Raw genomic sequence first — 20,458 nt, 5'->3', positions numbered from 1 at the left:
ATCGTCTGCTCAGCACAGATGACTATGGTCAATATTCGGATGATGGCGGACGGTGAGGGATTCGAACCCTCGAGACGGTTCCCCGCCTACACACTTTCCAGGCGTGCGCCTTCGACCACTCGGCCAACCGTCCGTGCCGGTGGGGTTTAGCTTGGGGTGGGAAAGGGCGCAAGCGGGGACGAGCAGCCGCCACCGCAGCGATCCATCGCGCCAAGCTTCAAAGCCGCGCGATGCGGTCCTGCAGGGCGGCGAGCTGGCGGCGGATCTCTTCGGCCTCGGCGGCGGGGGACCGGGCGGCCTCGGCGGCCGGCTTGCCCTGGGGCGCCTCGCCGTCGTCGTCCGGCGCAGGTCCGCTGCTGCCGGACCAGCCGCCGATCATCGCCCGCAGGAAGGCCTGCTGCTGGCGCTGCATCTCGGCGAAGCCGGGCATCGACGCCATCGGATGCTGCAGGCTCGTCATCTGCTCGAGCAGCTTCGACTGCCCGTCGCGCAGCATCTCGAAGCTCGCGGCCAGGAACTGCGGGACCACCGACTGCGCCTGCGCGGTATAGCTGCGCACGAGGTCGGTCAGCACGTCGACCGGTAGGACGTTCTCGCCCCGGGCCTCGTGTTCGGCGATGATCTGCAGCAGGTACTGCCGGGTCAGGTCGTCGCCCGAGCGCAGGTCGACGATCCGCACCTCGCGCCCCTCGCGGATCACCCGGGCGATGTCGTCCAGCGTGATGTAGTCGCTGCTCTCGGTGTTGTAGAGCCGGCGGCTCGCGTAGCGCTTGATCAGCAGCGGCTGGGGGGGCTGGTCGGTCTCGGTAGGCTTCTCGGGGGGCATGGGCCGCGTCCTGTGCAATTGCGGCAAGTTTGCGGCCGCAGCGTTGCAATTGCAAAAGAAAAACGCGCCCCTCGCGGGGGCGCGCGTCCTCGTGAACCGGGCCGGCCCGCCCGTCAGGGCGAGCCGTACAACAGGGGCTGGATCAGCCCTTGGCCTTGTTGGTCGCCTCAGCGGCCGCGTCCTGCACCTTGCGGGTCGCGTCCTTGACGTTGCGGGCCGCGGTGTCGGCCATGCGCTGCATGTCGCCCTGGGCTTCCTTGCCGGCGTTCATCAGCAGATCGACGGTGTCCATCTGCACGCGCTTGGCAACCTCGGCATAGGCCGACATGTGCTCGGCGGCGAGTTCCGCGGCGGCCGAGGCAAAGTCCGACATCGCCTTGGCATAGTCGGCCGGCTGCTCTTTCGAGGTCGCCAGCTCGCCCATGCGGGCGATGGTGTCCTTGGCCCAGGCGGCCGAGATCTCGGTCGAGCGCTCGGCGGCCTGCAGCGCCACGCGGGTCATCTTCTCGCCCAGCTGCGACTGCGTCTTGAACGCCTCGGTCATCGACGAGGTGTCGACCGGGAAGTTCTGCATCATGTCCTGGAACGGCTTGGTGAAGTCGGGGGTCTTGGCCATCGAAGTCATCCTCGTAAGCGTGGTGGTCGCGGGTTTGTCGTCTGCCCTCATTGATAAATGCTGCGTCGCAGCATTTCAACAGGGTTTGCTGCGGTGCAGCAAAATATTTCTGCCCCTCTCCCGTCCCCGCCGCGGTTGCCGCACGCGCGCGCGCCGCAGCTTGGGGAACGCCTGGGCCGGCGCACCGGCCCGGGCAAACAATCAAGCCTTTTCAAGCACGTAGGTTCCCGGTGCCGGCCCGAGCGACTCGGCGGGTGTGCGGGCCGGGACCATCGGACCGGACCGCTCGGCCAGCCAATCACCCCAGCGGTTCCACCAGCTGCCCTCGTGGTACTGCGCCGCCTTGCGCCAGTCGTCGGCGCTGCCCCCGAACCCGGCGTCCGAGGTGTAGTGCCCGTATTTCACCTTGGTCGGCGGGTTGATGATCCCGGCGATGTGGCCGGACTCGGACAGGATGAACCGCCGGTCGTCCGAGCCCATCTGCGCCACGCCCTTCCAGCTGTGCAGCCAGGGGGCGATGTGGTCGGCCTCGCAGGCGACGGCGCAGATCGGCACCTTCACGTCGCGCAGGTGCAGCGTGTGGCCGAGGATCTCGAACCCCTCGCCGGCGAGTGCGTTCTTCTGGCACAGGTTGCGCAGATACTGCGTGACCATCTTGCCAGGCAGGTTGGTGCCGTCGCCGTTCCAGTAGAGCAGGTCGAACGCCGGCGGTGCCTCGCCCAGCATATAGCTGCGGATCGCCGGCCCCCAAACCAGGTCATTGGCGCGCAGGAAGCTGAAGGTCCGCTGCATGAGCTGCGCCGACAGATAGCCGGTGCGCGCCACCTCGTCCTCGATCCCGCCGACGAAATCGTCCTGCAGGAAGGTGGTGAACTCGCCCTGGTCCGAAAAATCGGTCAGCGTCGTGAAGAGCGTGGCCGACTTGATCCGGTCATCGTCCTTCTGCTGCATCAGCGCCAGCGTGGTCGAGAGCGTCGTCCCGGCGATGCAGTAGCCGACGGCATTGAGCTGCGGCTCGTCCGTCAGCTCGAGCACCTTGCCGACCACGTCGAGATAGGCCGAGACATAGTCGTCCATCGATTGCTCGGCCGCCTCGGTGCCGGGGTTCTTCCACGACACGACGAAGAGCGTATAGCCCTGCTCGACGATCCACCGCAGCAGGCTGTTCTGCGGCTTGAGGTCCATGATGTAGTACTTGTTGATCCACGGCGGGAACACGATGACCGGGGTCCGGTGCACCTGTTCGGTGGTCGGCCGGAACTGGATCAGCTCGAGCATCGGGGTGCGATAGACGACCTCGCCCGGCGTGGTGCCGATGTTCTCGCCGACGCGGAAGGCGCTGCGGTCCGACAGCGACACGACGAGGTCGCCGCGGTTCTCCTCGATGTCGCGCACCAGGTTCTCGAGCCCGCGCACGAGGCTCTCGCCCTCGGTCTCGATCGCCCGCTCGAGCGCGTCGGGGTTGGTGGCGAGGAAGTTGGTCGGCGCCAGCATGTCGATCATCTGGCGGGTGAACCAGTCGATCCGGCGGCGGTCGGTCTCGTCGGGGATGTCCAGATCGGCGGCCGCCTTGCGGATCGCCTCGGCGTTGATCTGATACTGGTTCATGACGAAGCTGTAGAACGGGTTGGTGGTCCACAGCGGGTTCTTGAAGCGCCGGTCGGGCGGGGTGTCCGTCTCGGGCGCGGCGAGGTTGCGGGCAAAGGCCCCCTGCGCCGCCGCGACATGGCGCAGCGTCTCGCCCCAGTAGCGGACCTGCTGCTCGATCAGCCGCGCCGGCTGCTCGGTGGCAAGCTTCAGCCACGCCTGTGCGACCGAGCCGTAAAGCTCGGGCCCCGGACCTTCGACGGCCGGGCTGTGCATGGGCTTGGCCGCCATCGCGGCCAGCAGCCGCTGCCCCAGGGCCTCGATCCGCTCGATGTTCTCGGCGAGGCGGGCGGGCAGACCGGCGATGGCGAGCGGATTGCGCGCGGCCTCGTCGTCCGCAGGGGCCGTGGCGGCGAGGGTGCTGGCGGCGGTGGCCATGTCGCCGCGGTAACCGGCGGGACCGGACTGCGGCGCGCGCTGGGGTTCGGCGGCGGTCTCGGCGCGTTCTTCTGTCCGTTCCGTGTCCCGCTTGGCGGTCTTCGCGGCGGCCTCGTCACCCAACCGCTGGGGCTGAGAATCAGTCGAGGGCCGTGATTCGGCCGCGGCGCCGCGCGCGCTTCGCGCCGTCGCAGTCGCCGCCTTCGCAGGTGCAGCATCCGACTTTGCTGCAGTGCGGCGTTTCGTCTCACCCCCGGCTTTCGTCGCGGCACCGTCCGCCTTGGCCGGCCCCTTGCCGCGCCGTCCGGCCGTATCGCCACCGCCCTTCGCGTCAGCGGTCCCTGCCCCACGCGCCGTCGCCGCGCCGTCGGCCTCAGCCGCCGCCCGGGCGCCCTTCCGCCCGGCCCCGTCCGCGGACGACTTCGCCGCGCGCGGTCCCGAGGCGCGCCCGCGTTTCCCGGCCGCGCCGTCGGCGCCAGCCGACTCGTCCCCGCCCGCGGCTTTGGCGGACGTTGGCGCCTTCGCCGGACGCCGGGCCGCCGCACCCGAGGCGCGGCGCGGCGCCGTCGCGCCCCCCTCGGCCCCGCCTGCCGGACCCGTGCCGTCCGCCTGATCCCGTGCGCCCTCGTCCCGCGTCGTGGCCATGTCGTGCTGTCCTCCCTACCCTACCCCCATTAAGACTCGGTTGACGAAAGGCGTAAACCGGACTTTGCATGACGGCCTGCGGAAAGGGACGGTGCATATGGCGTACAAGGGTTATCGAGGGATCGTGTCGTACGACGCGATGGAGACGTTTCGGAACACCAACGAATGGATGGGGGCCTCGGCCCGGGCGATTGCGTCCTACCCGATCTTCGCGCTAGTCCCGTCCCCGATGTTCAAGCTGCTCTCGGCCTGGGGCCGGGTGACGGAACGCAGCTTCGCCCGCATGGTCATCAAGCCCGACTGGGAGATCCCGCCGATCCCCGGGTCCGAAGGCCAGGACCACCTCGTCTATGTCGAGCCCGAGATCGAGCGCCCGTTCGGCGACCTCGTCCGCTTCCGCGTCGCCCGCCGCGAACCGGCCGAGCGCAAGGTGCTGCTGGTCGCGCCGATGTCGGGGCACTACGCCACGCTGCTGCGCTCGACGGTGACGTCGCTCCTGCCCGACTGCGACGTGTGGGTGACGGACTGGCACAATGCCCGCGACATCCCGGTGAGCGAGGGCAAGTTCGACGTCGAGGACTACACCCGCTACCTCGTCGACTTCATGTCCCACCTCGGGCCCGACCTGCACGTCATCGCGGTCTGCCAGCCGGCCCCGCTGACGCTGGCCGCGACCGCGATCCTCGCGGCTGATAACCCCGACGCCCAGCCCCGCACCCTGACCCTGATCGGCGGCCCGATCGACCCCGACGCCGCCGCGACCGAGGTCACCGACTTCGGCAACCGGGTGACGATGGGCGAGCTTGAGCACCTCGCCATCCAGCAGGTCGGCTTCAAGTATCGCGGCGCCGGCCGGATGGTCTATCCGGGCCTCGCGCAGCTCTCGTCCTTCATCGCCATGAACGCCGACACCCACCGCAAGGCCTTCATGGACAAGATCTTCGCCGAGGCCACCGGCGCCGGGTCCGAGGGCGACAAGCACAACAAGTTCTACGACGAATACCTCGCCGTGATGGACATGACGGCCGAGTTCTACCTCTCGACCGTGGACCGCATCTTCAAGCGCGGCGAGATCGCCTCGAACAGCTTCTCGGTCGAGGGCAAGCCGGTCGACATCGGCGCCATCCGCGACGTGGCGGTGATGACCGTCGAGGGCGCCAACGACGACATCTCGGCCCCCGGCCAGTGCGTCGCGGCGCTGGCGCTCTGCACCGGCGTGCCCGACGACCGCAAGGCCCAGCACCTCGAACCGGGCGCCGGCCACTACGGCATCTTCGCCGGCAAGAGCTGGCGGCTGAACATCCGCCCGCTGGTGCTCGACTTCATGGATGAACACACCGGCAAGGCCGAGACGCCCAAGGCCAAGCGCAAGCGCGGCGGGCAGGTCAAGGGCGACACCCGCCCGCTCGGCCCGGACGACGACTCCAAGATCGCCGTCTGAGCCAGCCGCCGCGGCATCTCTCTGCCGCCCGCCGGAACCGCCGGCGGGCGGTCTCGTTTCTAGGGGGTCAACCCGAAAGGAACCCCGAGATGAGCGACCGCGAGACCTTCTGGAAACGCCTGGACGACGTGAACGCCGGCATGCTGGGCTGCGACCCCGACTGGCGGCTGGTGCCGATGTCGCATTACGCCGACCCCGACGAGGATGCGCTGTGGTTCATCACCGCCGAGGGCACCGACCTCGCCGAGGCGGTCAGCGGCGAAGCGAAGAAGGCGGTCCATGTCGTCTCGAGCCAGGGCGGCAAGCTGTACGCCCGGATCGAGGGCGAGCTGTCGCTGTCGGACGACCGCGAGAAGCTGGACGAGATCTGGAATGCGGTCGCCTCGAGCTGGTTCGAGGACGGCAAGCAGGACGACGACGTCCGGCTGCTGCGCCTGTCGCTGAGCGCGGCCGAGGTCTGGTCCACCGACGGCGGGCTGGGGTTCATGTACCAGATCGCCAAGTCCAAGCTGACCGGCGCCAAGCCCGACATGGGCGAGCATTTCGAGATCAGCTTCGCCTGATTGATGCGCTGGGGGCAGGCGCGCTCGCGCCTGCCTCTCTCTCACCGCGCTTCGGCGCCGGTGAGTTCGGCCACCGCCGCGCGGATCATGCCCAGCTGGCCCGGCTCGCTGAACCGATGATCGGCTCCCCTGACGAGCGTCAGGCGGATGTCCGGCCCCTCCGCATGATCGAGAAGCCGCAGCGCCTCGCCCATCGGCACGTCCTCGTCCGCCGTTCCCTGAAACATCCGCGCCGGCATCGGCAAAGGCAGCGGCCGGTCGAACAGCTGTTCGGCCGCCCCCTGCTCGAACAGCCGGCGCGAGAAGACGTAATCGTCCCCATAGGCGCTCGGCCGGGTGACCGCACCCTGCGAGCGCAGCGCCTCCCGGTCGGCGTCGGTGAACCCCTGCTCCATCCGCGTCGTGAAGTCCGGCGCGGCGGCGATCGTCACCAGCCCCGCCACCAGCTCGGGCGCCTCGCGCGCGAGCCGCAGCGCCAGCCAGCCACCGAGCGACGACCCCACGAGCACCTGCGGCCCCGGCGCCCGCGCGGCGATGATGTCACGTGCATCCTCGAGCCAGTCGGTGATCCCGAAGTCCTCGACCGCGCCCTGCTCGGCCGAAAGCCCATGCCCCGACAGATCGAACCGCAGCATCCCCCGCCGCGTCGCCCCGCACCAGTCGGCGAGGTCGAGCGCCTTCGTCCCCTCCATATCGGACCGGAACCCGTGCAGGAACACCACGCCGGGCCCCTCGGCCACAGCAGGCAACGCTTGATACGCCAGGCGGCGCCCGTGCCCCGTCTCGTGAAAAGCTGTCATGGTCGTCTCCTGTCAACTCCGGTGAGAGATACGTGAGGCGAGGCCAGTCCGCCACGTCGCCAAAAAGGCGACGCATAGGGTGCGTCAACGTCGGAAACTGGCGGAGGGGATGGGCCTGAAAGACAACCTTCTCTGGAAGACCTGCCTTCTGACAGGTCGCCGTTCTGCTGTCCGAGCCAGCTTGCCAGCGAGACGAGGCGCGACATCATGTCTGCGAGGCTCATGATCCACAGGTCGCGGTTGGCGATATGCCCGATCTCATGCGCCAGAACCCCGGCGAGTTCTCGGCCGTCGAGCAGGTCGAGCAGCCCGTCGGTGACGCAGATGGCGCTGTCCTCGGGCCTGCCCAGGCCGAAGGCGTTCGGCAGCCGGCTTGGCACGCGATAAAGCGCCCGCGCGGCTGCAGCCCGGACCTGCGGTTGAGTTCGGCCACGGCCGCGACGAGACTGGGGGCATCACGACCGGTGAGCCGCTGCGCCTGATAGGCCGAGAGGAGCAGCCGGCGTGGCAACGCGGACGCAAATGGGAGACCCCCGCCCATCGCGAGCGCCATGAGGAGACCATTTTCGGGTCCGGCGATCGCTGTCACCGCGATCCCAGGCGATCGCGGCCATGAGCCCGAGCAGCAGCGCCGATTGCACGAAATTGAGCAGGCGGTGGCTGGCGGAGGCCGCGGTCATCGCGTCTCGTGGCCTTCGAGTTCGCGCCGGTCCTGATCGCGCACCAGCCAGTGGACAGCGCCGAGCGCAAGCGCCGCGCCCGCGAGTGCGGCAATCTTGGATGCTTCCGTCTCGCCGAGGTCCAGGATGATGAATTTGCGCGCGATGGCGAGGAGCGCGATCAGCACGATCGTGCGGACCTGGAGGATCCCGAAGCTGCGCTCGGTCGCAACAAGAAGGGAGCGCTTGAACTCGAGCGCGATCACCACGGTGAAGATCATGCCGAACACCACCTGGAAAGTGGCGTAGTCGAGCGTGTCGAATGCCCCCAGAAGCAAGCGGTTCACGACTTCGCGCATCAGCGCCCAGACCGACGCCACGACGATCGCCGCAATGATGACGCTGAGGACGAAGATGACAACTTGCTCGAACTTCTCGTAGAGCGTCATCGCCGACCATTGTTCACGGGTCAGCCCGGATGGTTTCAGGTCTTTCATCAGTACCCCTCGAAGTTCCCCCCGAATAGACAAGCTCTCCCTGGCTTCGCCGCAGACCGGGATCATTCGGAAATTCTTTACCTGCGATGGAGCCAGGAACCAATTGTTATGTGTCGAGAACCGGGACTCCGGGCCCAGACTATCGATCGTTCCTCAGTCTTCCTGCGAAAGAGCCCCGCCGCTGGTCTCGTTTGCGGCGGGGCTCCATTAGAGGTTCTCTTTTAGTTGAAGATGCGCGCTCGAAGTTCCTCGAACCGGGTCGCAATCGTTTCGAAGATCCCTCCGGTATCCTCCTGCGCCTCAATCTGACGGTCCAACTCATCCAGCGCCTTATGCAGATCCTCGAAATCGCTTTCGCGGCCGTAGCCGAGCGCTTCGGCGATTTTGAGTTCCTGGCGTGCCGCCTCAACATAGTCGGCGGCCGTCAGATCGGCATCTTCAGTAGCGGCTTTATCTTCAGTAGCGGCTTTATCTTCAGTAGCGGCTTTATCTTCAGTAGCGGCCTTGTCGTTTGCCGCCTCACCGTCGTCATTGAGCAGAGCTTTGGCCTTCTCGATCATCGCTACGGCTCTGAGCGGAGGCAGGGCGACCACTGTGTCGGTCACCACCTGGGTGCTCAGTGCGGCGTTGAGTACCGTCATCGCTTCGTCGGTCTTTCCGTCATCAAGCAGTGCCGTCGCTGCAAGGATCGCGTCGGGATAGGTCGCAAGCGGAAGGCTGGTTGTCCGGATGACAACCTCGGACGCGAACCCGCTCAGCAGCGGTCTCGCTTCCTGGAACTTCCCATCGTCGACCAAGTTCTCGATCTGTTTGCCGAGTTTTCGGACGGCTTCGACGCTGCCCAGAACGTCATAGGTGAAATGATCGATCCGTACGGGCGCCAAAGCGAGATCCGGTTCACGCGCGACGACGGTCTCGAGCTTCCCCGAGGCCAACGCGAGCGCAGCAATCGCTGCATCTTTATCGCCCTTCTCGATCGCGGCGATCGCAGCGTTCGTTTCATCGAGCGCGTCGACCGCCTCCTGGATCAGGGCGGTGCGTTTATCGGCGAGCTGTGAATCGGTTTTGGCGGTCACGCTCTCTTCGACCTGCTCCCGGTTGACCGCCTGTGCTTCAGCTTCCGCCTGAGCCGTATCCTGAGACCAGGAAGGGCCGGCGCTGACAATCAGCAGGGCCAAAGCTGTTCCCGCGTAAAGATTCCTGAGTTTCATCAGTCTGTTCCTTTCGGCTGTGATTGGTTCTACGGCGGTTTCGCCGCAGAGTTGGCACGATCAATGCCCGGCTCAGGCCTCCTTGACCGCGATTTTCCTGACCTTGGCCTGCGCCTCGGGAGTCTGGGGCAGCTTGATCGTCAGAACCCCGTTCTTGAAGGAGGCTTGCGCCTTTTCGCCATCCACACCGGGGGGGAGCGGAATTGTCCGGTAGATCGCGCCGTAGCTGCGCTCGGAGAGGTAGTATCCCTTCTTCTCCTCCTGGCGCTCGATCTTCTTCTCCCCCTTCACAGTCAACATGTCATCGTTGACCGTCACCTCGATGTCCTTCATCTCCATGCCCGGCAGCTCGATCGACACTTCGATCGCGTTGTCGGTCTCGACCACGTCGGATTTGGCTTCGCCGCTGCCCCAGGGCCATTCGAACTGACCGACCCGGTTCCAGAAGTTCTCGAACACATGGTTCATTTCGCGCTGGAGCGTCGCCATCGGGTTGTCTTCGCTGCTCTTGGCGTCTGGCGCGCCGTCCTTGCGCGCCCAGGGGATCAGGTCCTTGATCTGCATGATGGTGTCTCCGTCGGTTTTCAGGCGCCCTTGACGGCGATCCTTTTTGGCTGCCCTTCAGGGGCTCGGGCGAGCGTCAGAGTGACGAGGCCTCCACGCATCTCGGCTTCGATCCTGTCGCGGTCGAAGTTCTTGGAAAGCGTGAAGTCACGCTCGAAATCGCCCTCGGCATATTCAGCATAGGCAAGTTCCAGATCTTCTGGCCGCATCGGCTCATCCTTGCCGCGGATCGTCAGCACGCGGTTTTCAAACGTGATTTCGACCACATCGGCGGCCACGCCAGGCATTTCGACCATCATGGAGACACACTGATCGGTCTCGACGATATCGGTCAGCGGGCGGTAGATGCGGCCGCCGGCGGCGGCTTCAGGCGCGTGGGTCGGCGTCTTTTCGGTGGCTGGCGTGATGTCGGTGCTCATCGTTCCAGCTCCTCCCAGGCTGCCCTGATCTGAATTCTCTTCGGCTTCTGCCCCTCAGGCCGGAAGATGACGATCCACAGTACGCCGTTCACGGATCGAGCGCCATGGCAAGAGATATCGATCATGAACCCGGTTCAGCTCTACTGCCACAATGATACCAAGCAGGCATAATTCATGCCAGCATTTCAATCTCCAGCAGCGTGTGATGGAGCGTCGCGACGACCAACAGACCCTTGGAGGTCAAATGATGATTGCATCCGACGATGCGTTGATCGGCGCGACGATCCATCCGGTCGCCCAGCACATCCAGCCGCGGATCGACGATGAAAGCCGTGAGCCCGGTCAGACGCGACTGTCGTGGATGCCAGCCGTCCATGTGGACGATTCCCCGGCCTCGCGACCAGCGACCTCACGGCGCGGCTGGAAGTCGGCAGTGCGACAGCCGGGCAACTCGTGGACCGCATGGCGCGGGGGCTGGGTCGAGCGGTCGCCGCCACCGAATAGTCGGCGGTCGCAGACCGTTGTGCCGACGAGAAAGACGCAAAAAATCTTGCGAGAACCAGAACCCTGACGAGCGCGTTGAAGGAAGACATTTGACCGGACCTATCAGTCGACGAGAGGCGTGTTCTTCTCGCACTTCTCGAATGCATACGTGCGCAGCTCTCACGCTAGAGGGAGCAAAATCGGCATGGAAAGGAAGACTGGATCTTACCGAGCAATCGGCGCAGGGTCTCCTGCAACGAGAGACCGTGGACGAGCCCGATCTTGTGGCTATTGGGTCCAAGGTGAAACGAACGGAAGCGGTCGCTGCGTGACATTGTCACTGGCGCAGATGATCGGCGACCAAGCCTGACTGGATAATGAAAACGGAGAAGACGAATGGCAAACGGAGCTTGCGATATTTGCGGTCGCCCGGCGACGGCGCGCGTGCGCGCCTCGGTGAACGGCAGGGTTCAGAACATGGAGCTTTGCGACCAGCATTATAGCGAAATGGCGCGCCGGTCGGGGCGCAGCGCCTCGCCCCTGGAGTCGCTGTTCGGACGGCGTTCCCTTCTTGACGAATTCTTCGGCGAAAGCGGTTTCGGCAGCCTCTTTGGTGACAGTCCGCTGCGAGGCGGCACGCCCGGCTCCATGGGTGATGGCGATGACGCTGTCGTCGACGCCACTTTCGGCGAGGGCGCGCCGCGGCGTGGATCGCGGCGCGGCGGCGGACGCACCATCGCCGACCGGCTGAGCGAACAGGGCAACAAGCTGCTGCAGGATGCCGCACAGAAGGCCGGGGAATTCGGGCGCAGCGAGGTCGATACCGAACATCTGCTTCTGGCATTGACCGCGTCTGACGTCGTCAAGACGATCCTGGAACAGTTCAAGGTCGATGTGGACGATCTGCGGCGCCAGATCGAGAAGGAAGCGAAGCGTGGAGACGCCAAGACGGAAGGCGAAATCGGCGTCAGTCCTCGCCTGAAGGACGCGCTGAACCGGGCCTTCATCGCCTCGAACGAACTCGGCCATTCCTATGTCGGTCCCGAGCACCTGCTGATCGGCCTTGCCGAAGAGGGCGAAGGCCTCGCGGCGGCGATGCTGCGCAAGCTGGGGTTGACGCCGCAGGCGCTGCGTCAGCAGGTGACGAAGGTGGTCGGCAAGGGTGCCGAGGAAGGCCGCGTCGAGACTCCGTCGAACACCCCCGATCTCGACCAGTTCAGCCGTGACCTGACGAAGCTCGCCCGCGAGGGCAAGCTCGATCCCGTCATCGGCCGCGCCCGCGAGATCGAGACGACGATCGAGGTGCTGGCCCGCCGGAAAAAGAACAACCCGGTGCTGATCGGCGAGCCCGGCGTGGGCAAGACCGCCATCGTCGAGGGACTTGCCCAACGGATCGTCGCGGGCGAAGTGCCCGAGGCGCTGCGCGACAAGCGGCTGGTCGAGCTCAACATCAACTCGATGGTGGCCGGGTCGAAGTATCGCGGCGAGTTCGAGGAGCGAGTCCAGAAGATCCTCAAGGAGATCACCGAGGAGAAGGACAGCCTGATCCTGTTCATCGACGAGATCCACACCATCGTCGGCGCCGGCCAGGGCGGTGGCGAAGGTGGTCTCGACATCGCCAACACCTTCAAGCCGGCGCTGGCGCGGGGCGAGCTGAACCTGATTGGCGCGACGACGCTCAACGAGTACCAGAAATACATCGAGAAGGACGCGGCGCTCGAGCGACGGTTCCAGCCGGTTTATGTCGAGGAACCCACAATAGCTCAGGTCATCATGATCCTGCGCGGCCTGCGCGACACGCTGGAGGCGCACCATAAGGTGACGATCACCGACGAGGCCATCATCGCGGCAGCCGAGCTTTCGGATCGCTATATCACCGGTCGCTTCATGCCCGACAAGGCGATCGACCTGATCGATCAGGCAGCCGCGCGGGTGAAGATTAGCGCCACGGCGCGCCCCGTGGAAGTCCAGGAGCTGGAAGCCGAGGTCGCGCAGATCAAGCGCGAACAGGACTATGCCGCAGCCCGCAAGCAATTCGACCGGGCAGCAGAACTGAAGAAGGAGCTGGAGCAGAAGCAGAAGGAGCTGGACGAGCTTCTGGAGATCTGGAAGCGCGACCAGGCTTCGGCGACCGCCGAGGTGCGCGCCGATCACGTCGCGCAGATCGTCTCCAAGATCACCGGCGTTCCGGTCACGGACCTGACCACCGAGGAGAAGGACAAGCTCCTCAAGCTCGAGGAGAAGCTGCACGAGCGCGTCATCGGCCAGGAAGAAGCGATCCGCGCCGTGGCCGATGCGGTGCGCCTGGCGCGAGCGGGTCTGCGCGAAGGTTCCGGTCCGACCGCGACCTTCCTGTTCCTCGGGCCGACCGGGGTTGGCAAGACGGAACTGGCCAAGACGCTCGCGGAGGTGATCTTCGGCGACCAGGATGCGCTGATCCGTATCGACATGTCGGAGTATGGCGAGCGCCACTCGGTTGCCCGGTTGGTTGGCGCACCTCCGGGCTACGTCGGATACGACGAAGGCGGGCAGCTGACGGAGAAGGTGCGTCGTCGGCCCTACTCGGTCGTGCTGCTCGACGAGATCGAAAAGGCGCATCCCGATGTCTACAACATCCTGCTTCAGGTGTTCGACGATGGCCGCCTGACAGATGGCAAGGGCCGCGTGGTGGACTTCACCAACACCATCATCATCGCCACCTCGAACCTCGGTTCGGACATCATCCAGCGCAACCTCACGAAACGCGGCAGCAGTGAGTTCGACGAGGCCAAGCAGAAATCCGAACTGATGGAGGTGTTGCGCGGTCATTTCCGGCCAGAGTTCATCAACCGGATCGACGAGATCATCGTCTTTCATTCGCTGAATCAGTCGGAGATCCGCCAGATCGTCGAGTTGCAGCTCGACCGGGTGAAGCGGACCGCCCTTACCCAGGGCGTCGAACTCGAATTCGACGTGAGCGTCGTGGATCACTTCGGCGCAGTCGGCTTCCGCCCCGAATTCGGTGCCCGCGAGCTGCGCCGGCTGATCCGGTCGGAGCTGGAGACCGAGTTGGCTCGCGAACTGCTCTCGGGGCGGATCGAGGATGGCGACAAGGTCCGCGTCGCCTGGTCAGCGGACGAACAGAAGGTCGTGTTCGAAAAGATCGCAAGGGACACCGGTGACGACAGCCCGGACGATCCGGCCCAGGCCGGTATCGACGAGTCCAGCGCAGTTCCCGAAAACAAGGCGGACGCTCCGAAGCCCAGCGTTGGGGATGAGGTGCAGTCCAAGGACGACAAGTCCGCCGAGTGACAGCGCAAAAGACTGGCCCGGCGCGATATCGGTCGCGCCGGACCATCTCTTCGGAGAGTTACAGGAAGGTCCACGGCATGAACGTCATTAGATCATTCCGCAATCTCGACCGGCACGGCCAACAGCGCGCGCCTGAGGTCATCGAGGAGGAGGTGCGGCAACTTGAACCGCACCTTGCGCGCTTTCGCGAGGATCTGGTCCGGCTCGAAGTCGTTGCCTCGCAGACGAGGGGCAAGAAACGCATCAAAGTCAGCCTACGCCTGCAACTGCCGTCGGGCGTGATCGCGGCGCGGGAAGAGGGATTCGAGATCGAGCCTGTCCTGCGCAAGGCCTTTGCCGACCTGCGCCACCAGGTCGATCGGCATGTGGCGCGCCTCAAGCACGAGCCTGAATACAAGCGTCCCGCCCGCCGGCGCCGGATCGGCGCCCCGCTGCCGCCCGCGCGGGATGCGGCGGAAGCGGACCGGCGCCAGCTCTTCTTTGACCTGATCGAGGATCATCTCGATACGATCTATGACACCGTCAGGCGCGAGTTGACCTATCTCGAGTGTAGCGGGTCCGTGCCGGCTGGCTACCTGAGCGTTGGCGATATCGTCGATGCGACGATCCTCAAGGGGCTGGCCCGCTTCGAGGATCGGCCTTCGGAGTTTTCCGTCGGCGACTGGCTGAAACGGCTGGCTTTTGAGACCATCGAGGAAGAATCCCGCGCCGCCCGCCGCGCCGTGCCTGAGGATGCCGCCTCCATCGAGGCGGAACCCGAGGCCCCGGCGGAGGATCCGACCGAGGCGGACCAGGCGATGTTCGAGTTCTACCAGCCCGACGACGTGCTGATGCTGGAGGACCTCATCGCCGACGACGGCGGCACAGACCCCGAGACCGAAGTGGATCGTCATGATATCGCCATGGCACTGCACCGGGCTATCGCAGATCTTGCTCCGGTCGAGCGCCGCGTCCTGTATCGGATGTACCTGGAAGACGCCACGATCGCGGAGACGGCAGACCTTTTCGGCCTGACCGAGACAGAGGTCGCCGAGATCGCAGAAAATGCGGGCGCGACACTACGCGCGAGGCTTGCCGAAACCGGGTTGGTCAGAGATCCATCAGCCCGCGCGCCCATCGAACGTGAAATCGCTCACACGCAGCGTCTACCTCAGCCGATAGAGGATCGCCGCCGCGTGGCCGCCGCCCTAACCGGCGAGGAGGCCGGCTCCGACACCTGACATGGAACTGAATAGGAGATCGACCAATGACCACAGCCTCTGAAAACCCGACCGACAAGATGCAGGACATGCTGTGCAGCCTGTCCCGGAATTGGTGGGCATTCGTGTTACGCGGCGTGCTCGCATTGATCATCGCAGTGCTAGCCTTCGTCATGCCTGCGGAAGCGCTTCTGGCGCTCACGCTGGTCTTCGGCGCGTTCGCCTTTGCCGACGGCGTGTTCGGCCTCGTCGCCGCGATACGTAACATCCGCAAGGGCGAACGCTGGGGCTGGCTGATGTTCAGCGGCATTCTGGGCATCGCCACGGGCGTCGTCGTGGTTGTCTCGCCTTTTGTCGCGACGCTTGTGCTTGCGACATTCCTCTGGGCCAGCATCGCATTCTGGTCCGTGTTCTCGGGTGCCCTCGAGATCGCGGCAGCGATCCGCCTGCGAAAGGAAATCAACGGCGAAATCTGGCTGATCCTGAGCGGCCTTCTCTCGGTCGTTCTCGGTGTCGTCGTGACCTGGATGCTGCTGACGCGCCCGGTCGAAAGCTTCCTCGCGCTCGGCTGGGTGATCGGCTTCTACGCCGCGGTCTTCGGGGTGATGATGATCCTCCTCGGGCTACGGCTTCGCAAGGCGGATCGTTCGGACGGTGCGGCCTTCGATGACGCTCCCCCATCGGCAAAGGCGTGAGGTGCCCTGTGGTGGATGACGGGCGACTTGCCGGCGAGGAGCACGATTTCACCCGATGGGACGAAACGATCTTCGACCGTTGCCTGAGCACCGGCTTCAATCCGTTCGGCAGCGGTCCCACGCCAATCTTCCTGCGGCACCGGGACGCAGAGGCGCCGGACGCCGATGCAAGGCCGTGCATGCCACCTGACACCGAAAATGCGAGGTGCTGATGTCGAACCGCCTGCCTGACTTGGCATTTGCTGCTGCGGCCGCTGCCTTGGGCATCGGCATCGTTTTCTTTTTTCGTTCGATGTATCTTGCCGAAGACATACTGCCTTTCGCGCAGGAGATGACGCTCATCTTCCTCGGCGCTGTCGTGACGATCATTCTGACCGCGGCGCTTCTCAATCGCCAGACCGATCTCGAGCTTCGCAAGGAAGGAAGGGTCATCATCCTCCAGCAGCAATGCGACATTTACATGGCCTGCATCGAGAAGGTCGCAGAGATCGTGGAAACCGCAAGGCACGATGCGAAGCTGATCGATGAACTGCGTGTTCTCAGCCACAAGCTGGCTGTGGTCGCGAGTGCAGGGGTCGTGTCCAGCTTCGAGCAGGTACTGGAGAGCTTGCAGTCCGGTTTTGCTGACGGCACGCTCTCGGACGGGGACGGAGAGCGCGTGATGAATGCCGTCGCCGATCTCACGATAGCGATGCGGTCGGACGTCCTGCACGCTGCTGCCTTTCCTTCGCAGAACACCGAACGCGCCGTTCGCCTGAATTCGAGGCGAATGGAAAAACTCGACGATCTCGAACGTCACCTTCTCGTATCCACCGACACCCGGGAGAACTGATATGCGCGGCCATAATCGTCCACCATTCCCGCCGAAAATTCCCGGAACCGATCTGCCATCCTGGGACGTGCCGACGGCAATCATCTACCGTCCTGCCCGTTCCGCGATGACATCGGCGCCTCGGCCCAGCTACTGGGTCCTCGAGTTCGAGCCGTCCCGGCCGCCGCAGATCGAGCCGCTGATGGGATGGACGGCAAGCGGCGATCCCTATCGTCCGATTCGGCTGAAGTTTCCGGATCGCGACAGCGCCGTGGAATTCGCGGAGCAGCAGGACTGGCGCTATTTCGTGCGTGAGGACGTGGCTCATCGGCATGCGCCTGACCGCTGGCGGGGAGAGGAGCGGCATCGCCTCTACAAGGGAGCCGACGCCCCGAACGCCTTTCGCATACCGTCCCGCCTGGATCGGGGTCGCACGGACCACCGACTCCGGCGCGCAGTCGATCAGGAAGGCTCGGTGGACCTGCCGTCGCAAGAACAGGCGGAATTCGATCCAGTTTTCGAAGCCAGTCTTGAATCCTTCCCGGCCTCCGATCCCCCAGCCTGGACGGGCGTGACGATCGCCGGGAAAAAATAACGAACGCAATGGTCAGCTCGAGCGAGGATCTGCCGCTTGTGTCCTTACCTTGACAGCGTCGCGAGCCGCTATTGGCCTTCCCTGCGCCATGCCATCAGGAGAAGAACATGCATGGAGTGACCGGATTTGTCGAAAGCGCGGCCTTGTTGGTCTTTGCCGCGTTCGTGCTCGTGACGATATGTTCAAGGATCGGCGTGCCCAGCATTGTCGGTTACATTCTTGCCGGTATAGTCATTGGACCCGCCGGCCTCGACCTGATTGCCGAAAACGCTGCCCTTAGCAGCATTGGTGAGATCGGAGTGGTGCTGCTGCTGTTCTCGCTCGGCCTGGAATTCTCGTTCGACAAGCTCGTAAGGCTCAGGAAGCATGTCTTCGGTCTTGGAGCCGTGCAGGTTGCAGTCACGACGATAACGGTGTCGTTGATAGCGAGTCTGATCTTCGATCTCGCGCCCGTCCCCGCAATCCTCATCGGCGGGGCCGTTGCCATGTCATCCACGGCCATGTGCCTCAAGGTGCTCGCAAGCGCGAACGCTCTGGGATCGGCCCAAGGACGCCTGGCCATTGCGGTGCTTCTGTTTCAAGACTTGGCAGCTGTCGCATTCCTGCTTCTGCACGATTCGATGAGTGGAGCCGCCGAAGGGTATGGCGTGATAACGGTCGTCGCCAGTGCAACGGCATTGGTTGCAGCTCTGTTCATTGCCCGTGGCCCGTTGCAGCTGCTGGCCCGTTGGGTAGCGTCGCGTGGCGATCCGGAACTTGCCCAGCTTCTCGCGCTCACCATTGTACTAGGGGCTGCGACTGTCGCGGCCACCGCCGGCCTTTCTCCGGCACTCGCTGCATTCGCGGCCGGGATGATCATCGGTGAGGGTGACGCGCGCCATGCTGTCGAGAACGAGATCCGGCCTTTCCGCGATTTGTTTGTGGGGATTTTCTTTGTCGGCATCGGAACGCAATTGCCACTTTGGATCATCCCGTATGCGTGGCCAGTCGTGCTGAGCTGGATCGCGATCATTTTTGCGGGCAAGGCGGTGATCGTTTTGGTTGTCGCCCGAATATTCGGCGAGTCGCTTCAGACCTCATGGCGAACTGGGATAATCCTGGCCCACGGAGGAGAATTCAGCCTGATGCTGCTGTCGGTTTCCTCGTCATCGGGCATTGTTGCGGAGGAATTCGCTGGTCCATTACTCCTCGCGATTGGCATGAGCATGCTGGCCGGGAGTGTTATGATCAGATGGGCGGCCCTAAAGGTTTAGTGGGGTCGACATCAAAATAACTATTTTTCTCAGATAACGGAGAGCACGCCGGAGCCTGATCGCGCATGACGCTGTAGTCGGAGAGCATTTCGGCGACTGCCGACCCATCCGGCAGGACATCGAGCTCGTGGGCTGCGCGCGCCTGGACCTCTCGGCTGTACTCAACAAGCGGCGGACAGACGGTAGCCATGCGTAGCCATGCGAGGTTCAGAAGTGGCCGTCGCGCAGGCGGTCAGCGAAATCGCTGCGATCACGAGGACGGCGAGCTGCCGCGTCGAGCATCTGGCGTTGGATGTCATTGACCTTATCCATGGTTTCAAGGCGCTCGGCGAGCCGGCCAGCGCGCTCGCCGGAGCGCCGGAGCGTGAGCAGGAACAGGAGCACCGCGGGGGCGATGCCGCCGTAGCGCAGGGCCACCCGCATCCACGGGGCGGCGGCGATCCTCGCCCCCCGCTTCCAATCGTCGAGCAGAGCGTAGATCGTGACCTCAATGCCCGCGAGCGCCGCAGCGATGAACAACCAGCCAGGGTGTCGAGATAGGGGCGAGCGGCAGGATCGCGCTCTGGGTTTCCGCCAGGACGTTCTGCGCCACATCGACGCCAGCCGCACCCAGCGTCGCCACACCGGCGGCACCGCTGGCCGTCATTGTCCGGTTTTCGGCCAGCACTTCCCTTGCGGGCGGCATTTACACTGCAAATGCTACCGGTCGCACCGGGAACCGGTCGCCCCACTCGCGTGCGGGCCCAAGATCAATGTGCATAAACCCCGAGCGCGGATAGAAGCCGAAGCCGAGGAACCCAACCTCCCGCGCTGCCGCCTCGAACGTCACCGGGGCGTGTCGCCATGGAGATGTCGAAGTCGGCGCCTTCCATGTGCTTCGACCGGGTCGCGCCGCCGACAGGGCGGTTATGCTTGGGGCTACGGCAGGCTGAGCGGACGATTAGCGGCATGGGCTGTTGCGGGGTCGCACCTGACACACCTTCGGTGAGATTAACCTTCGCCCAGCATCTCGAAAAACCCGCCATCCTCGCTGGGCCGCGGATCCTCCTTGAGATCGAAGATCACGCTGCCGACCACCGCGCGCCATTCCGAGGTGATCCCTACGCTCTGCGCGGACCGCCGCACGGTGATGATGACCGGTGCCTTCGATACGAGTCTCGCCTGCATGACTGCCTCGGAGCCGCGCAGGTAGTGGATATGTGCCCAGATGGTGAAGCGATCCTCCCATCCCTGGATGACCCCACCCATGTCGTCTTCGATCATCACGAAGGACTGGAATGTGACGCGCCGATCGAGCTGCCCCGGGTCCCTGCTCACAGCCGGATCCTGCGATAAGGTGCCAGCAGCGCCTCGACGGCGAAGGGCAAGGCGGTGCCTGTGCCCGTCACCTGCCGATGCTCGTACCACTGCGTAACCAGCAGCAGCGTGGCCTGGCGGATGGCGGCCGGCACGTCGGCGGGAGCGCCATAGCCCGCGGTGAAGGTAATCGCCGCAGGCCGGCCGAGGCCTGATCTCAGCCGCAGCAGCGGACGCTTGTCCTGCAGCTCGAATGCATGGATCAGCTCCCCTCCTTCTGCGTCGGTGAACACGGCGCTGCTGATCACGGTATCAGGAAACGGCAGCCGGATCGGCCCGGTGACCGCCGCCAGTTCCGCGCGCCAGGTCTGGGTCACAAGGCAGCGGCCGAGGATCCCGGACGGGCCGTCGAGCCAGGCGGTTGCCGCGTCGATGTAATGCTGGATCAGCAGGTCCTCGTCATCATGCGTGACCCGGGCCTGCGCCTTGACCTCGGCCAGCGTGATCGGCGGTGCGGCCGGTGGGGTGACGAGGACCAGCCGCATCAGTCTTGGGCCTTCCCGTAGACG

21 protein-coding genes, 1 tRNA gene and 1 pseudogene are annotated in these 20,458 nt (G+C 64.8%); 8 read left to right on the top strand and 15 right to left on the bottom strand.

What is annotated here, in order from left to right; translation table 11 throughout:
- Nucleotides 1–43: 43 nt before the first annotated feature.
- From BLW17_RS11385 to phaC, 4 genes are all read right to left on the bottom strand, one after another.
- A tRNA-Ser gene (locus tag BLW17_RS11385) sits at nucleotides 44–133 on the bottom strand.
- Between the two features lie 84 nt (nucleotides 134–217).
- Entirely contained in the window at nucleotides 218–826 is a 609-nt protein-coding gene (phaR, locus tag BLW17_RS11380) for a polyhydroxyalkanoate synthesis repressor PhaR (protein WP_052176238.1), read from the bottom strand.
- Nucleotides 827–968: 142 nt separating this feature from the next.
- Nucleotides 969–1,442 (bottom strand): hypothetical protein, encoded by a 474-nt coding sequence (locus BLW17_RS11375; RefSeq protein WP_036708509.1) that lies wholly within the window; start codon nucleotides 1,440–1,442, stop codon nucleotides 969–971.
- A gap of 201 nt (nucleotides 1,443–1,643) precedes the next feature.
- Nucleotides 1,644–3,467: a class I poly(R)-hydroxyalkanoic acid synthase gene (gene phaC / locus BLW17_RS11370; RefSeq protein WP_074826740.1), complete on the bottom strand. Its 1,824-nt coding sequence runs from the start codon at nucleotides 3,465–3,467 to the stop codon at nucleotides 1,644–1,646.
- A gap of 742 nt (nucleotides 3,468–4,209) precedes the next feature.
- On the opposite strand from phaC, the gene phaZ reads away from it, so the two are divergent.
- Nucleotides 4,210–5,553 (top strand): polyhydroxyalkanoate depolymerase, encoded by a 1,344-nt coding sequence (gene phaZ / locus BLW17_RS11365; protein ID WP_036731794.1) that lies wholly within the window; start codon nucleotides 4,210–4,212, stop codon nucleotides 5,551–5,553.
- Nucleotides 5,554–5,642: 89 nt separating this feature from the next.
- Nucleotides 5,643–6,116 carry a pyridoxamine 5'-phosphate oxidase family protein gene (locus tag BLW17_RS11360; RefSeq protein ID WP_036731790.1) on the top strand — a complete coding sequence of 158 codons (474 nt, stop codon included), beginning with the start codon at nucleotides 5,643–5,645 and terminating at the stop codon, nucleotides 6,114–6,116.
- A 41-nt stretch (nucleotides 6,117–6,157) separates the two neighbouring features.
- On the opposite strand, the gene BLW17_RS11355 is transcribed toward BLW17_RS11360, so the two are convergent.
- From BLW17_RS11355 to BLW17_RS18155, 7 genes are all read right to left on the bottom strand, one after another.
- Entirely contained in the window at nucleotides 6,158–6,916 is a 759-nt protein-coding gene (locus BLW17_RS11355; protein WP_036731788.1) for an alpha/beta hydrolase, read from the bottom strand.
- On the bottom strand, nucleotides 6,913–7,296 hold the full coding sequence (locus tag BLW17_RS18340) for a M48 family metalloprotease (protein ID WP_197055252.1): 384 nt from the start codon (nucleotides 7,294–7,296) through the stop codon (nucleotides 6,913–6,915). Before BLW17_RS18340 ends, BLW17_RS11355 begins: the two co-directional genes overlap by 4 nt.
- A gap of 296 nt (nucleotides 7,297–7,592) precedes the next feature.
- Complete coding sequence (locus tag BLW17_RS11345) at nucleotides 7,593–8,072, bottom strand: phosphate-starvation-inducible PsiE family protein (protein WP_036731784.1); 480 nt, start codon at nucleotides 8,070–8,072, stop codon at nucleotides 7,593–7,595.
- 221 nt (nucleotides 8,073–8,293) lie between these two features.
- Nucleotides 8,294–9,283, bottom strand: coding sequence for a YfdX family protein (locus BLW17_RS11340; protein ID WP_036731781.1), 990 nt, complete (start codon nucleotides 9,281–9,283; stop codon nucleotides 8,294–8,296).
- 72 nt (nucleotides 9,284–9,355) lie between these two features.
- The gene (locus BLW17_RS11335; protein WP_036731779.1) at nucleotides 9,356–9,847 is read right to left on the bottom strand and encodes an Hsp20/alpha crystallin family protein; all 492 of its coding nucleotides are present in this window, start codon (nucleotides 9,845–9,847) and stop codon (nucleotides 9,356–9,358) included.
- Between the two features lie 20 nt (nucleotides 9,848–9,867).
- The gene (locus BLW17_RS11330; protein ID WP_036731776.1) at nucleotides 9,868–10,266 is read right to left on the bottom strand and encodes an Hsp20/alpha crystallin family protein; all 399 of its coding nucleotides are present in this window, start codon (nucleotides 10,264–10,266) and stop codon (nucleotides 9,868–9,870) included.
- A gap of 172 nt (nucleotides 10,267–10,438) precedes the next feature.
- Nucleotides 10,439–10,642 (bottom strand): hypothetical protein, encoded by a 204-nt coding sequence (locus tag BLW17_RS18155; RefSeq protein WP_036731773.1) that lies wholly within the window; start codon nucleotides 10,640–10,642, stop codon nucleotides 10,439–10,441.
- A 503-nt stretch (nucleotides 10,643–11,145) separates the two neighbouring features.
- On the opposite strand from BLW17_RS18155, the gene BLW17_RS11320 reads away from it, so the two are divergent.
- The 6 genes from BLW17_RS11320 (at nucleotide 11,146) to BLW17_RS11290 (ending at nucleotide 18,593) form a co-directional block, all read left to right on the top strand.
- On the top strand, nucleotides 11,146–14,040 hold the full coding sequence (locus BLW17_RS11320; RefSeq protein ID WP_036731770.1) for an ATP-dependent Clp protease ATP-binding subunit: 2,895 nt from the start codon (nucleotides 11,146–11,148) through the stop codon (nucleotides 14,038–14,040).
- Between the two features lie 77 nt (nucleotides 14,041–14,117).
- On the top strand, nucleotides 14,118–15,260 hold the full coding sequence (locus BLW17_RS11315; RefSeq protein ID WP_036731767.1) for a sigma-70 family RNA polymerase sigma factor: 1,143 nt from the start codon (nucleotides 14,118–14,120) through the stop codon (nucleotides 15,258–15,260).
- 26 nt (nucleotides 15,261–15,286) lie between these two features.
- A complete protein-coding gene (locus tag BLW17_RS11310; RefSeq protein ID WP_036731764.1) occupies nucleotides 15,287–15,934 on the top strand; it encodes an HdeD family acid-resistance protein in 648 nt (215 codons plus the stop codon).
- Between the two features lie 211 nt (nucleotides 15,935–16,145).
- The gene (locus BLW17_RS11300) at nucleotides 16,146–16,766 is read left to right on the top strand and encodes a hypothetical protein (RefSeq protein ID WP_036731761.1); all 621 of its coding nucleotides are present in this window, start codon (nucleotides 16,146–16,148) and stop codon (nucleotides 16,764–16,766) included.
- 1 nt (nucleotide 16,767) lies between these two features.
- Nucleotides 16,768–17,340, top strand: coding sequence for an NADH dehydrogenase ubiquinone Fe-S protein 4 (locus BLW17_RS11295; RefSeq protein WP_074826664.1), 573 nt, complete (start codon nucleotides 16,768–16,770; stop codon nucleotides 17,338–17,340).
- A 107-nt stretch (nucleotides 17,341–17,447) separates the two neighbouring features.
- Nucleotides 17,448–18,593, top strand: a complete 1,146-nt coding sequence (locus tag BLW17_RS11290; RefSeq protein WP_036731759.1) for a cation:proton antiporter — start codon at nucleotides 17,448–17,450, stop codon at nucleotides 18,591–18,593.
- Nucleotides 18,594–18,800: 207 nt separating this feature from the next.
- Here the strand turns inward: BLW17_RS11290 and BLW17_RS18625 are convergent, their stop codons facing one another.
- The 4 genes and pseudogenes from BLW17_RS18625 to BLW17_RS11270 form a co-directional block, all read right to left on the bottom strand.
- A complete protein-coding gene (locus BLW17_RS18625; protein ID WP_052176245.1) occupies nucleotides 18,801–19,016 on the bottom strand; it encodes a hypothetical protein in 216 nt (71 codons plus the stop codon).
- A gap of 18 nt (nucleotides 19,017–19,034) precedes the next feature.
- Nucleotides 19,035–19,540, bottom strand: a pseudogene (locus BLW17_RS18895) (YcbK family protein); the annotation flags it as partial.
- A 43-nt stretch (nucleotides 19,541–19,583) separates the two neighbouring features.
- Complete coding sequence (locus BLW17_RS11275) at nucleotides 19,584–19,910, bottom strand: phage head closure protein (RefSeq protein WP_036731757.1); 327 nt, start codon at nucleotides 19,908–19,910, stop codon at nucleotides 19,584–19,586.
- Nucleotides 19,907–20,434 carry a head-tail connector protein gene (locus tag BLW17_RS11270; protein ID WP_036731755.1) on the bottom strand — a complete coding sequence of 176 codons (528 nt, stop codon included), beginning with the start codon at nucleotides 20,432–20,434 and terminating at the stop codon, nucleotides 19,907–19,909. The genes BLW17_RS11275 and BLW17_RS11270 overlap by 4 nt, the downstream gene beginning before the upstream one ends.
- Nucleotides 20,435–20,458: the final 24 nt, after the last annotated feature.

Origin of the sequence: Paracoccus sanguinis (assembly GCF_900106665.1) — a bacterium.
GTDB classification, from domain to species: domain Bacteria; phylum Pseudomonadota; class Alphaproteobacteria; order Rhodobacterales; family Rhodobacteraceae; genus Paracoccus; species Paracoccus panacisoli.
Note: the sequence above shows the minus strand (reverse complement) of the source record. Positions and strands in the feature narration are given on the sequence as shown.

Excerpts from the sequence above, each read along its gene's own strand:
- BLW17_RS18155 (WP_036731773.1), bottom strand. The coding sequence starts at position 10,642 with ATGGACGGCTGGCATCCACGACAGTCGCGTCTGACCGGGCTCACGGCT.
- phaZ (WP_036731794.1), top strand. The coding sequence starts at position 4,210 with ATGGCGTACAAGGGTTATCGAGGGATCGTGTCGTACGACGCGATGGAG.
- BLW17_RS11315 (WP_036731767.1), top strand. The coding sequence starts at position 14,118 with ATGAACGTCATTAGATCATTCCGCAATCTCGACCGGCACGGCCAACAG.
- phaR (WP_052176238.1), bottom strand. The coding sequence starts at position 826 with ATGCCCCCCGAGAAGCCTACCGAGACCGACCAGCCCCCCCAGCCGCTG.
- BLW17_RS11290 (WP_036731759.1), top strand. The coding sequence starts at position 17,448 with ATGCATGGAGTGACCGGATTTGTCGAAAGCGCGGCCTTGTTGGTCTTT.
- BLW17_RS11355 (WP_036731788.1), bottom strand. The coding sequence starts at position 6,916 with ATGACAGCTTTTCACGAGACGGGGCACGGGCGCCGCCTGGCGTATCAA.
- BLW17_RS18625 (WP_052176245.1), bottom strand. The coding sequence starts at position 19,016 with ATGCGGGTGGCCCTGCGCTACGGCGGCATCGCCCCCGCGGTGCTCCTG.
- phaC (WP_074826740.1), bottom strand. The coding sequence starts at position 3,467 with ATGGCCACCGCCGCCAGCACCCTCGCCGCCACGGCCCCTGCGGACGAC.
- BLW17_RS11270 (WP_036731755.1), bottom strand. The coding sequence starts at position 20,434 with ATGCGGCTGGTCCTCGTCACCCCACCGGCCGCACCGCCGATCACGCTG.
- BLW17_RS11340 (WP_036731781.1), bottom strand. The coding sequence starts at position 9,283 with ATGAAACTCAGGAATCTTTACGCGGGAACAGCTTTGGCCCTGCTGATT.
- BLW17_RS11375 (WP_036708509.1), bottom strand. The coding sequence starts at position 1,442 with ATGGCCAAGACCCCCGACTTCACCAAGCCGTTCCAGGACATGATGCAG.
- BLW17_RS11300 (WP_036731761.1), top strand. The coding sequence starts at position 16,146 with ATGTCGAACCGCCTGCCTGACTTGGCATTTGCTGCTGCGGCCGCTGCC.
- BLW17_RS11295 (WP_074826664.1), top strand. The coding sequence starts at position 16,768 with ATGCGCGGCCATAATCGTCCACCATTCCCGCCGAAAATTCCCGGAACC.
- BLW17_RS11320 (WP_036731770.1), top strand. The coding sequence starts at position 11,146 with ATGGCAAACGGAGCTTGCGATATTTGCGGTCGCCCGGCGACGGCGCGC.
- BLW17_RS11345 (WP_036731784.1), bottom strand. The coding sequence starts at position 8,072 with ATGAAAGACCTGAAACCATCCGGGCTGACCCGTGAACAATGGTCGGCG.
- BLW17_RS11360 (WP_036731790.1), top strand. The coding sequence starts at position 5,643 with ATGAGCGACCGCGAGACCTTCTGGAAACGCCTGGACGACGTGAACGCC.
- BLW17_RS11330 (WP_036731776.1), bottom strand. The coding sequence starts at position 10,266 with ATGAGCACCGACATCACGCCAGCCACCGAAAAGACGCCGACCCACGCG.
- BLW17_RS11310 (WP_036731764.1), top strand. The coding sequence starts at position 15,287 with ATGACCACAGCCTCTGAAAACCCGACCGACAAGATGCAGGACATGCTG.
- BLW17_RS11335 (WP_036731779.1), bottom strand. The coding sequence starts at position 9,847 with ATGCAGATCAAGGACCTGATCCCCTGGGCGCGCAAGGACGGCGCGCCA.